Below are 12994 nucleotides of genomic sequence, written 5' to 3'. Positions count from 1 at the left end.
GAACCATTTTTTCCAATATTGATTAATAAAAAATGAGCCTATGATCGTAGGTCATAAGGCCCTTAAATTATTATCTTTAGCTTATTTTTATCTTTTAGTTTTTGTTATTTGCGAATTTTGTCTATTTCTGCAATTAAATTATCGTTTAATATTTTTATATATGTCCCCTTCATTCCAAGGGAACGGGATTCGATTACACCAGCGCTCTCTAATTTCCGTAGTGCGTTGACTATAACTGATCGTGTTATCCCTACACGATCGGCAATCTTGCTGGCAACTAGCAAACCTTCATTGCCATTTAATTCATCAAATATATGGTCGACTGCTTCTAGTTCACTGTATGACAATGAATTAACAGCTATTGATACAACAGCTTTTGACCTAGCTTCTTCTCCAGCTTTGTTAGCCCGCTCATGTAACATTTCCATCCCAACAACTGTCGCTCCATATTCTGCAAGTATCATATCATCCTTATCAAAGGAACCTTGAAATCTCGCTAATACTAACGTACCTAGGCGATCAGCACCACCAATAATTGGCACAATAGTTGTGTGTTTTGTTTCAAATATACAACTAACCTCACTAGAGAAAACGCATTCAGGACTTAAATCTTCGACATTATCTTCAGTCTCTGTTATCTGTAATAGTTTTTCATTGTAGTCTCCCGGGAATTCTTTTTCGTGTAATACTTGCTCCTTCATAATTTCACATTCAAACTCACGCATTATTGCATAGCCTAGTATCTTCCCACTATTACTAATAACATAGACATTAGCTTCAATTACGTCTCTAAGAACCGCAGCCATTTCCATATAACTTGTTGCTTGCCCTGCTGCCTTTTGCAACAGTTTATTTATTTTTCTGGTTTTATTTAATAGGTCCATAGCTCCTCCTACAGAATGTACTGACTCATATTTTGGTCTTTAACAATCCCTTGAAGCTTTTCATTCACATACTCAGGTGTGATTATAATTTCTTCCAATGTAATTTCTGGAGCCTCAAAGGATAAATCCTCCAAAACCTTTTCTAATAAGGTATGCAGTCGTCTAGCACCTATATTTTCCGTTGTTTCATTTACTAGTGTCGCTAACTCTGCAATTCTATAAATTGCTTCCTTTGAAAAATCAACTTTAATACCTTCTGTTTCTAATAAGGCAATATATTGTTTCAATAATGCATTTTTAGGCTCTGTAAGAATCTCAATAAAATCTTCTTTAGTTAAAGAACTAAGCTCAACTCTAATTGGAAAGCGCCCCTGCAGCTCTGGTATTAGGTCTGATGGCTTTGATAAATGAAATGCACCTGCACCAATAAATAAAATATAATCTGTTTTTACAGCACCATATTTAGTCATTATAGTGGAACCTTCCACTATCGGCAGTATGTCTCGTTGGACTCCTTCACGTGATACGTCTGGACCACGTTCTTTGCTTGCTATTTTATCTATTTCATCTATAAATATTATACCTAAATCCTCAGCTTTTTTGATAGCTTCACTGTTAACTTCATCCATATCAATAAGCTTATGGGCTTCTTCTTGTGTTAATATTTTTCTAGCCTCTTTTACTGGCAAACGGCGTTTCTTTTTCTTTTTTGGGAGGATGTTACCTAACATATCCTGCATGTTAACACCCATTTGTTCAACGCCTGACCCAGAGAATAAATCAAACATTTGCGGCGTAGAATCATCGACCTCGATTTCTACAATATGCTCTTCCAATTTGCCCATGGCCAATTCATTCCTGATTTGAGAGCGCTTCATATCAAGCTCTCTTAACTTGAATTCCTCTTCTTGCTTATTTTGATTAGTTTGGTCTGACCCTCCAAATAAGCCTAGGGCTTCTAACGGGTTTTTCATTTGTTTTTTTATAGGTGAAGGCGCTAAGAGATGAACCAAGCGTTCGTTAGCATGCTGCTTAGCTACATCTTGTACCTTTTCCATTTTTGCTTCTTTAACCATACGAATTGACGTCTCCACCAGGTCCCTAACCATAGATTCAACATCACGTCCAACATAACCAACTTCGGTAAATTTAGTAGCTTCCACCTTCACAAAGGGTGCTCCAACTAGTTTCGCTAATCTTCTTGCTATTTCAGTCTTACCGACACCTGTTGGCCCAATCATTAGAATGTTTTTCGGTATGATATCTTCACGCATTTCTTCATCCAACAAGCTTCTTCTGTATCGATTTCTTAAGGCTATGGCGACTGAACGTTTCGCATTATTCTGGCCTATAATATATCGATCTAGCCTCTGTACAATTTCCTTTGGTGTGATACTGATGTCTTCTCTATTCTTTTGCATCCTCTTCACCTCGTAATTTAATTTTTAAAGGTGCTACATTTTAGATTTTTCATATAATTTCTACATTAATATTATCGTTTGTATACACACAAATCTCTGCCGCAATTAACAATGATTGTTTTGCAATCTCCTCTGCTGTTAATTGTGAGAAGTTTTTGAGTGCCCTTGCTGCAGATAAAGCATAGGTTCCACCAGAGCCAATGGCTAGTATCCCATCATCTGGCTCAATTACTTCCCCACTACCAGATACCAATAATAATTTATCCTGATTCATCACAATTAGCATAGCTTCTAGTCTACGTAATACGCGATCCATTCTCCATTCTTTAGCCAATTCTACTGCAGCACGTTCAAGATTTCCATGATATTCCTCTAGCTTAGCTTCAAATTTTTCATATAATGTAAATGCGTCAGCAACAGATCCAGCAAATCCTGCGACGACTTTTCCTTTATACAAACGACGAACTTTTTTTGCTCCGTGTTTCATTACCATTGCATTACCAAATGTCACCTGGCCATCGCCTGCCATGGCAGCTTTACCATCTTTATGTACAGCTAAAATTGTGGTTGCATGAAAACTATGTTCCATGTGGCACCTCCGAAATAAAAGTTTTGCGTTTTATACTTTGTCAATCAAAATTATATGTACTTCAACAATACAAAAGAAGTGTTCTCTCAAACACTTCCTAAACTACATAATTAATCATTCTATTTATAATCAAAACCATGTTACCATAGCCATATATTAATTTCAATATAATTAAGTCTCACTAGTTTTAATTTTCTGAATAGTCTCTTTTATTATTTCTAAGGATCTATCTGCATAAACTTGATACCGATCTTTTTTATTACGTATTCTCTTCTCGAGTGCTGGTAGTATGCCAAAGTTAACATTCATTGGCTGAAAGGATTTTCCTTCAAATGTTGCTATATAGTTAGCTAAGGCCCCTGTAAGTGTTTCCGTGGGGAAGGTAATTAACTCCTGTCCTGATAGAAATCTCACGGCGTTAATACCTGCAACTAATCCTGAATTTGCAGATTCAACATAACCTTCAACACCTGTAATCTGACCAGCAAAAAACAAATTTTCCTTTGTTCTATAGTTATAGGTTGCGTCTAATAAGTCAGGAGAATGTATATATGTATTCCTATGCATAACACCATAACGCACGATTTCAGCGTCTTCTAAGCCTGGAATTAATCCTAAGAGTTTTTTCTGCTCGCCCCATTTTAAGTGGGTTTGAAATCCTACTAAATTGTATATGGTGCCTTCTTTATTGTCCTGACGTAGCTGCACTACAGCAAACGGCTCTTTTCCCGTCTTCGGATCAGGTAACCCTACAGGCTTCATCGGACCGAATAGTAGAGTTTGTCTGCCTCGTTCAGCCATAACTTCAATTGGCATGCAGCCTTCAAATACATGTAGCTTTTCGAACTCTTTAGTAGGTGCTCTGTCTGCACTAATTAAAAAATCATAAAAAGCATCAAACTCATCCTCACTCATCGGGCAGTTAATATATGCAGCTTCTCCTTTATCATATCTAGAAGCTATATATACTTTAGAGAAGTCTATAGATTCTTTAGTTACTATGGGAGCTGCTGCGTCATAGAAGTACAAGTGTTCTGACCCTGTCAAATCAGCTATTGTGTTAGAAAATGCGTCGGATGTTAGTGGACCCGTTGCGATTATTACTACCTCGGCTTCTGGAATTGATGTAACTTCTTCATTGATGACTGTGATGTTAGGATGATTTTTAATTTCGTTAGTGATTTGTTCAGCAAAATGAGTTCGATCAACTGCCAAAGCACCGCCTGCAGGAACCTGATTTTCATCAGCTGATTTTATTACTAATGAGTCTAACTGCCTCATTTCCTCCTTCAATAACCCCACAGCGTTTGTTATGCTATTAGCCCGCAATGAATTACTACATACTAACTCTGCAAATAAGTCAGTGGAGTGGGCAGGAGTTGTCTTCTTAGGCCTCATCTCATAGAGCTGAACCTTATATCCAGCGTTTGCAATATTCCAAGCTGCTTCAGTTCCTGCTAAACCTGCTCCTATCACTACTGCGTCAATACTCATTTTAGCCTCCATTTATGTTACGTTCTCATTATATTTACATTCTTCATCTATACACTCAACGACATTCTTTTGGTTTTTACCTTTGCCTGTGCTTTTTTGGACCATAATATTGCCACATTTTGGACAGGGGCGCTGGTCTGGTTTATTCCAAAGAATAAAATCACAGTCTGGATACTCTGAACAACCGAAAAATGTTTTCCGACGCTTGCCCTTACGTTCAACTATAGCGCCCTTACACTTAGGACATGCTACACCTGTGTCTTTTAAAATTGGCTTTGTGTTTCTACAGTCTGGAAAACCTGGACAAGCTAGAAACTTACCGAATCTACCTAGTTTATAAACCATCATCTTTCCACATTTATCACAGGGTTCATCCGATACTTCTTCCTTGATTTCAACCTTTTCCATTTCCTTTTCAGCAACTTCTAGATCCTTCTTGAAATCAGAATAAAATTCATCTATTACTTTAACCCAATTAGTTTCACCATCGGCTATTAAGTCAAGCTGTTCTTCCAAATTAGCAGTAAATTGGACATCTAATATCTTAGAGAAAAACTCCTCTAGCATCTCATTAACGATTGTTCCTAGCTCTGTTGGTAAGAAATTCTTTTGTTCCTGTGTCACATAGCCGCGCTTTTGAATAGTTTCTATTGTTGGTGCATATGTACTCGGTCGACCTATGCCTAATTCTTCAAGGGTCTTAACTAGTCTCGCTTCTGTATAACGTGGCGGTGGCTGAGTAAAATGCTGCCTCGGCTCTATATTTGTGTTTTTCAGTTTATCCTGTTCCTGTAACTCAGGTAGAAACTTTTCTTTATCATCACTAACATCATCTGAACCCTCAATGTATAAGCTCATAAAACCAGGAAACTTAATTTTCGAGCCTGTAGCCTTAAATATAGCATTATTGTTTTGTATTTTAACTGACATAGTATTGAGAATTGCTTCTGACATTTGGCTTGCGACTAAACGCTCCCAAATTAATTTATATAGCTTATATTGATCCTTAGACAGGTATTCCTTAATACTATCAGGCGTTAGCGTAACAGCTGTAGGTCGGATAGCTTCATGGGCATCCTGTGCCGCTTTTTTCGTATAATTTCTTGGAGATTTAGGATAATATTCTGCACCGAAATTTTCTATGATATAATCCTTCGTCTCATTTTTAGCAGTATCTGAAATTCTTGTGGAATCTGTACGCATATATGTAATCAGACCCACCGTTCCTTGTTTACCAATTTCTACACCTTCATATAATTGTTGGGCAGTACGCATTGTCCTTGCAGAACGAAAATTCAATTTTCTTGCTGCCTCCTGCTGGAGTGTAGATGTGATAAACGGTGGTGCAGGATTTCTTTTCTTCTCGCCATGTTTCACTTCTTTAACAACAAACTGTCCATCTTTAATGTGTGTTAATAATTCCTTAACTTGTTCGTGATTTTTTAGCTCTGTTTTTTTATTATCATAACCATGGAATTTTGCTTCAAAACTTTTTGTACCTTTTTTAAAGGTCGTCGTAACTGTCCAATATTCTTCAGGCTCGAATGCAATTATTTCTCGTTCACGACGAATAATTAGGTTAACAGCTACTGATTGTACACGCCCAGCACTTAGACCTTTTTTGATTTTTTTCCATAATAATGGACTTATTTGATATCCGACTAGTCTATCTAATACCCTGCGCGCTTGCTGTGCATCTACTAAATCCATATTTAACTTTCTAGGAGTTTTAAACGCATCCTTTACCGCTTGTTTTGTAATTTCATTAAAAACAACACGGCAAGCCTTGCCTTCATCTATATTTAGTGCTTGTGCTAAATGCCAGGCTATAGCTTCACCCTCACGGTCAGGGTCAGCGGCTAAATAAATATTTTTAACCTTTTTACCTGCATCTCGTAATTCCTTAAGTATACTTCCTTTTCCTCGTATCGTAATATATTTAGGCTTATAGTTATTATCTATATCAACACCTATTTGACTTTTCGGTAGATCAATCAAATGCCCAACTGAAGCTTTTACGATAAATTTTTTCCCTAAATATTTGCTAATTGTCTTTGCTTTTGTCAAAGATTCAACGATAACTAATGATTCTGCCAATGGGGCTCCCCCTTAAAACATACACTTTTTAATATTTACGTTATATTATTGAACAAGTAACTATATATTGTCAAACATAACTTTTCTATAAATTAACTTTTATACCTATTGAAGCCTAACGTAGTATTGACCTGGTAATGCTTCAATATAGTTTTTAAGTTGCAGTTGGATAAGCAAAACATAAACATCTGACTCTAAATATAATTTCAACAATTCATCTATATGTATTTCTTGAAAAGGTATAACACTTAAAAGCTTGCGCTCTTCATTAGTAATATCATGCTTGTTAGTTTCTTTTATACCCAAATTTAGATTTTTAATTACATTGTTTTCTTGGAAGCATTGTATTTCATCAAATATATCCTCCCATTTCATCAATAGCTTAGCACCTTGCTTTAATAAATAATTTGTTCCTACACTTGTCGGGCAATTAATATTACCAGGCAGTGCAAATACCTCTCTATTTTGTTCTAAGGCTTGATCAGCCGTAATTAATGCTCCGCCCTTTTCCTTAGATTCCACTACAACAGTACCTAATGACAAGCCACTAATAATACGGTTTCGAGCTGGAAAATGTCCTGGTCTCGCTTTCGTATATAATGAATACTCAGATATTACGCATCCACCAGCTTCAAGTATATTATCATGCAATTTCCTATTTTCAGCAGGGTAAATATAAGCTAAACCAGTAGCTACAACTGCTATGCACTTACCATCATAATTCAAAGCTCCTTCATGTACAAAACGATCAATCCCCTTTGCTAATCCACTAACTATGGGTACTTGATTTTTTGCTAAGTAAGCACCTAATTCCTTCGCTGCCCACTTACCGTAATAAGATGGCTCCCTCGTTCCAACAACACTAATAAGATTTTTATTTAATAGTCTGTAATCCCCTTTTACAAAAATAGCATATGGAGGATCAAATATTTCTCGTAAAAGCTTAGGATATGCTTCGTCTTTAATCGTAATTATATGTATTTGTTGTGCTTGATGTTCTTTTAACAGCTTTTCGTATAATTGTTCTCCGTTAACCTTAAGCTCGCTAATCTGTTGAATAACGTGTTCACGAATACCGTTTCTTTTTAAATCATCTGCATCTGCTAGCAGTACGTTAGCTAAACTACCATAGTCGTTGTATAGCTTTCTCATCGTCACTGAACCAACACCATCTAATTGATGAAACAATACAATATAATCTCGTTCCTCCATAATTTAGCTCCCTTACTTTTATTTTTGTTTTTTATTATTTTTGCTCTAGTGTGTTGCCTAAAATGGAAATAGCAACAAGGCATATATCATCTTTTTGATGTTCTAATGAGATAATTCCATCAAAAGTTTTAATAATGTCTTTGCTAGACATTCCCTTACATTTAAGTAATGTTTTCTCTACAATATGTATTTTATTTTCAATTATATTGCTTTTATTTTCATTATCATTAGGATTGTCTGTCTTTATTGCTTCTAACATGCCATCAGTGTATATGCAAATGTTAGTTTTTCCTTTATAGCTAATTACTCCATTATTAATAGGAGGAGCCATTAGTACACCACAAGGAATACAACCATCCTCTAAACGTGCATAATGTCCATCACCAACTAGTATTGCAGGTGGATGTCCTGCGTTAACGTATTCAATTCTATTGTTCTCAACATCAATAAGGATATAGATTGCAGTAAAATAGAAGCCCGCTAATAAATCATTATCTTGAAACATATTATACGTATGGTAGTTTAGCTCCTTAATTACCTTTTGGGGGTCTTGAAATTTAGTAATAATCCCCCTTAATAACGACCTTATAGACATTGTTATCAGTGCCGCTGATATACCATGTCCCATAACGTCATATAATATTATTCCATACCTATTGCCAGGAAGTTCATACCAAGCACACATGTCACCTGATAATCGTTCTGAACTTATGTGTAAGCCGTTTATATTAATTTTCCCTGTATTTATCGGTTTACTTATGGCGCCTTTCTGAACTTGTTTTGCGAGATTGGCATCTAACAGTAGTTGCTGCTCCCTTTCTTTTCTATCGGTTATGTCTTGTTTTATAGCAATATAGTGTGTATGAATACCATACTCATCATATAATGGAGTAATTGTCATCTCTTCGTGGTACTCTTTACCACATTTGCGCCTATTAATCAGCTCTCCCCTCCATACCTTACCTGCTGATACCGTATCCCATAAATGCTTATACCCCTTTGGGTTTTGTTTATCAGACTTTAATACACTAGTGCTTGCACCAATAGATTCATCCTTAGTGTAGCCAGTTAATTTACTGAAAGCTGGATTTACCCATTGAATGATACCGCTTAAGTCTGTAATTGCTATAGCATTTGCTGTGGCTTCTAAGGCCCTAGATTTTAAATAGGTGTTTTTTCTAATCTGTTTTTTGTATTGCATATGCAGATTGACTTTATTTAAAAAATCTAGCCAGTTTATTGGTCGGAAAACATAGTCAATGATTGTTAATGTGTTTACCGATTTCACTGGTAAATCGTCAAGGGAATCTATTACAAATAGCATGACTAATTCCTCTAAATGGGAATTATATATGGTGTAATCAAGAAATAATTCCATTTCCGCAATACTATAGTTTTCTATATCTATTACTACCATATCGTAAGCTTGAGCATAACCTAAGAAGCTTTTATTAAATGACTCTAGGACAAGCTCATGTGAAAGACTATAATTATCTTCATCCGATATATAAACATCAAGGAGTCCAAGCTTTTTTTCTGAATCACTACATATATGTATTTTCATAGTTTAAGCCTCCATAATATCTAATTGCTAGAATATCAACCTACAAGTTTTCCGCAGCTATATGAACTTTAATATTTGTATTATACATGATTGTATCTATTTGATCTATAAAAACGTTAACATTTATGTAAAAATTTCTTCTTTTCTATATCATAAGTTTTTGGTAAACTATAATTTAGTCATTCTAGGGGAGGGTAGAAACATGTCTACCATACAAAAAGTAGTTAATCATAAGTATTTTTCAAATATAGTTATTAGTTTAATATTACTAAACGCAATTGTTATTGGAATTGAGACATACCCAAATATTTTTGAACCTAACAAAGGTTTATTTCACAAAATAGAGTTGATATTTTTATGGGCATTTACAATTGAAATTGCCTTAAGGTTAATTGCAACTAAGCCATGGTATAATTTTTTCAAAAGCGGATGGAATGTTTTTGATTTTGTGATAGTTGCCGTCGGACATATATTTATTGGCGGACATTTAGCATCCGTATTACGAATTATTCGTGTGCTACGTGTACTTAGGGCGATAACCGTAATTCCATCACTTCAAAAATTAGTAGCTGCATTATTTAGAACAATTCCGACCATCGGTAACATAATGATTTTATTAAGTCTTATATTCTATGTATTCGCAGTAATCGGCACCACTTTATTTAGAGATATATCACCTGAGTATTTCGGTTCGTTAGGTCACACCTTTATAACTTTGTTCCAGGTAGTAACACTAGAATCCTGGGCAAGTGCTGTTATGCGACCAATTTTAGTTGACGCACCATGGGCTTGGTGGTATTTCGTATCTTTTGTATTAATTGGTACATTTGTTATCGTTAACCTATTCGTTGGTGTTATTGTTAATAACGTACAAGAAGTTGCTGTCATCTGTGAAAAACCTGAATTAGAAGAAACAGAAGAACAACAAGAACCTGTTTCTTTAGAAACAGAAGTATCCAATCTCAGGAAAGAGATAGCAGAATTAAAAGATATCATAGTTAGTCTAGATAAAAATAAAACGCAGGCGCCATAAGCCTGCGTTTTTGCCTATTTAATGAATTTCAATACTTGATCTAACGAATGTTCGTCTTTAAATATAAATAGATTACCCAGCTTTTCAATTCTTTCTATTGTATTAAATATAGTAAAATCCTCAGGCTTAAATCCTTTTTCTACCTCTTCCCAGGTAACTGGCGTGGAAACAGTTGGTTGCTGTCGGGCCCTAACACTATATGGCGCTGGCAGGGTTTTACCTCTCCAGTGCTGTAAATAGTCTATATAGAGCTTTGTTCCTCGTTGCTTCACTAATCTTTCCGTCGTGATAATTTTCGGATATTTATTTTCCATATACTCTGCAATAAATTTAGCAACTTTTCGTGTTTGTTCATACTTATATATTGGTTTGATTGGTATGTATATTTGTATTCCTGTAGCTCCCGATGTTTTTGCTATTGAATGCAACCCTATTTGTAATAAATTATCGTTTAAATACAAAGCTATTTCTAATACTTGATCAAACCGATCAGTAACGGATGGGTCCAAATCAAATACAAGTTCTGTTGGATAGTCTTCAGATTGCCAATAGTTGAATGACACATGCATTTCTAAGGCAGCTAGATTAGCAAGCCATACTAGAGTAGCTTTGTCATTGGGCAATATATAGTTAGTTCCATTCCAATTTTTGCTCGTTATCCATTCTGGTGCGTGTGCTGGCACGTTTTTTTGGTAAAATGATTTGTCATCATCTACTCCGTTAGGATAACGTATTGTCGTAAGTAATCGGTTTTTCACATATGGGAGCATATAATCTGCGATTTCATAAATGTATTTAATAAAATCTAATTTAGTTACGCTGTTAGGCCATAAGTATTTATCTGGATTCGAAATAGATATAACTTTCTCATCGACCTTTAACTGATATCCCATATTTAATACACCGCCTCCTCTAAGGTACAATCCTCAGGTGAGATAGCAAGAAAGCCTTCTATAGTTGGATGTCTTAAACGGCCTTCTTCCGTAATCTCTAGATAGCTTACCTTTAAGGTCAACTTAGGTTCTACCCAAAACTGATTTTTTGCAGCTTTAAGGTTTGTGAATGGCGAGCTATCCCTTTGCAATTTCACAAGCTCTTTGGTAAGCATTTTTATTTCATCCATATTTAAACCTGTAGCTGCATTTCCTAAATAAAATAAGCCTCCATCATTGTACGCACCAACTGATAAGGAATTAACTAAATTATTTTTATATGTGTAGCCACCTACAACCACATTTAAATCGCGGAAGTGCTTAACTTTAAACCAATCCATATGTTTTTTCCCTGCTTTATACGTGCTATTTTTATGCTTCGATACAATCCCCTCAAGGTGTAAATCTTTAGTTACCTTAAATAATTCATGTCCTGTGTCTATATGATTTGTGATTTGAAAAAAATCGTTCGTTTCTACTACAATATTAGTTAATAACTCTAAGCGCTCTTGCAGTCCCATATCCATCGTCGATTCGCCATTATAATACAATAAATCGAAGGCCATATAGGTTATTGGAATAGTTTTTTGTAGCCTGTTTGCTGTTTCTAGTGTTCTTACAAAATCACGCTTCATCACCCTATTAAAGCTTGCTCTTCCATCAATTATAGCTACAACCTCTCCATCAATAACTATACCGTCACCAGTAATAAAATTATTGAGACGATGTAGCTCTGGGTATGTTTGAGTCCGGTCATTTAATTTACGATTATGAATCCTAACTGTTTTGTTTTCTAAATATACAAGTTGCCGGACACCGTCCCATTTGACACTATGTATATAGTCACTACCACTGGGAACTTTTTCTGCACTTAACGGTTCCATCGGCAGTATAGAGCAAGGTAATATCATGCCCTTTCCCCTCATTTTCAGGTTATGTATTTACTAATTGCTCTGATTTTTTTCTTGTGCGTGTTTGTTTTTTCTTACCCTTTGTCTCTTCTAAGCTAGCCTGTAAGGCTGTCATTAAGTCCACCACATTAGTTCGTTTTGCTTGCGGTGCGAGTTTTGTTTCTTTACCATCTATTTTTGCTTCAATAATTTCTAAGAGCTTCTGGCGATAATCATTTGAGTATTTCTCAGGTTCAAAGCTTGTTGAGAGATTTTCAATTATTTGCTTAGCCATCTTTAATTCATTTGCATTAACATTATCTTCTTTTTCAGGGATACCAGGAACCTGTGTATAGTCACGAATTTCATCTGGATAAAAAATTGTCTCTAGTACAATGCACTTTTTATAGATTCTCACTGCAGCTAAAGATTCTTTAGCGCGAATAATAATTTTTGCAATTGCAATCTTATTCATTTCATCCATTGCACTTTTTAATAATGCGTAAGCTTTAGTGCCAGTCTCTCCTGGGGATAGGTAATAGGTCTTATCAAAGTAGATTGGGTCAATTTCTTTTAAATCTACAAAATCTAAAATTTCGATCGATTTTGTCGCTTCAGGCTCTAACTCCTTCAAGTCGCTTTCTTCAATAATCACATATTCACCAGGTTGATATTCATATCCTTTAACAATATCTTCATTATTTACTTCTTTTTCGCATGCTTGACACGTTTTCTGGTAGCGAATTGGCGAATGATCTTCTTTGTGTAATTGCCGAAAGCGTATATCCTTATCTTCAGTAGCTGTATACATTTTAACTGGAATATTTACTAGGCCAAAACTTATAGATCCTTTCCACATTGTATGCATTTTTACACCA

11 protein-coding genes are annotated in these 12994 nt (G+C 35.5%); 1 reads left to right on the top strand and 10 read right to left on the bottom strand.

The features are described 5' to 3' along the window. Positions 1 to 104: 104 nt before the first annotated feature. The 7 genes from codY to BHF68_RS02720 form a co-directional block, all read right to left on the bottom strand. A complete protein-coding gene (gene codY / locus BHF68_RS02750) occupies positions 105 to 884 on the bottom strand; it encodes a GTP-sensing pleiotropic transcriptional regulator CodY (protein ID WP_069642092.1) in 780 nt (259 codons plus the stop codon). An 8-nt stretch (positions 885 to 892) separates the two neighbouring features. Then, complete coding sequence (gene hslU / locus BHF68_RS02745) at positions 893 to 2305, bottom strand: ATP-dependent protease ATPase subunit HslU (RefSeq protein ID WP_069642091.1); 1413 nt, start codon at positions 2303 to 2305, stop codon at positions 893 to 895. A 49-nt stretch (positions 2306 to 2354) separates the two neighbouring features. After that, a complete protein-coding gene (gene hslV / locus BHF68_RS02740) occupies positions 2355 to 2894 on the bottom strand; it encodes an ATP-dependent protease subunit HslV (RefSeq protein WP_069642090.1) in 540 nt (179 codons plus the stop codon). A gap of 171 nt (positions 2895 to 3065) precedes the next feature. Continuing rightward, the gene (trmFO, locus tag BHF68_RS02735) at positions 3066 to 4388 is read right to left on the bottom strand and encodes an FADH(2)-oxidizing methylenetetrahydrofolate--tRNA-(uracil(54)-C(5))-methyltransferase TrmFO (protein ID WP_069642089.1); all 1323 of its coding nucleotides are present in this window, start codon (positions 4386 to 4388) and stop codon (positions 3066 to 3068) included. 12 nt (positions 4389 to 4400) lie between these two features. Further along, on the bottom strand, positions 4401 to 6485 hold the full coding sequence (gene topA, locus BHF68_RS02730) for a type I DNA topoisomerase (protein WP_069642088.1): 2085 nt from the start codon (positions 6483 to 6485) through the stop codon (positions 4401 to 4403). 105 nt (positions 6486 to 6590) lie between these two features. Continuing rightward, entirely contained in the window at positions 6591 to 7697 is a 1107-nt protein-coding gene (gene dprA / locus BHF68_RS02725; RefSeq protein WP_069642087.1) for a DNA-processing protein DprA, read from the bottom strand. Between the two features lie 34 nt (positions 7698 to 7731). Continuing rightward, on the bottom strand, positions 7732 to 9261 hold the full coding sequence (locus BHF68_RS02720) for a SpoIIE family protein phosphatase (RefSeq protein ID WP_069642086.1): 1530 nt from the start codon (positions 9259 to 9261) through the stop codon (positions 7732 to 7734). A 202-nt stretch (positions 9262 to 9463) separates the two neighbouring features. Here BHF68_RS02720 and BHF68_RS02715 point away from each other — a divergent pair, with 202 nt between their 5' ends. After that, positions 9464 to 10294, top strand: a complete 831-nt coding sequence (locus tag BHF68_RS02715; protein ID WP_069642085.1) for an ion transporter — start codon at positions 9464 to 9466, stop codon at positions 10292 to 10294. 14 nt (positions 10295 to 10308) lie between these two features. Here BHF68_RS02715 and ligD (BHF68_RS02710) read toward each other — a convergent pair whose 3' ends face one another. From ligD (BHF68_RS02710) to ku, 3 genes are read right to left on the bottom strand one after another with little or no spacing between them, the layout of a single operon-like run. Next, entirely contained in the window at positions 10309 to 11187 is an 879-nt protein-coding gene (ligD, locus tag BHF68_RS02710; protein WP_069642084.1) for a non-homologous end-joining DNA ligase, read from the bottom strand. A gap of 2 nt (positions 11188 to 11189) precedes the next feature. Beyond that, the gene (gene ligD, locus BHF68_RS02705; RefSeq protein WP_069642083.1) at positions 11190 to 12137 is read right to left on the bottom strand and encodes a non-homologous end-joining DNA ligase; all 948 of its coding nucleotides are present in this window, start codon (positions 12135 to 12137) and stop codon (positions 11190 to 11192) included. A 22-nt stretch (positions 12138 to 12159) separates the two neighbouring features. Beyond that, entirely contained in the window at positions 12160 to 12984 is an 825-nt protein-coding gene (gene ku, locus BHF68_RS02700) for a non-homologous end joining protein Ku (RefSeq protein WP_069642082.1), read from the bottom strand. Positions 12985 to 12994 lie beyond the last annotated feature (10 nt).

Origin of the sequence: Desulfuribacillus alkaliarsenatis (genome assembly GCF_001730225.1) — a bacterium.
Classification (GTDB): Bacteria; Bacillota; Bacilli; order Desulfuribacillales; family Desulfuribacillaceae; genus Desulfuribacillus; species Desulfuribacillus alkaliarsenatis.
The sequence above is the reverse complement of the archived record's forward strand: the minus strand, read 5'-3'. Positions and strand labels throughout refer to the sequence as shown.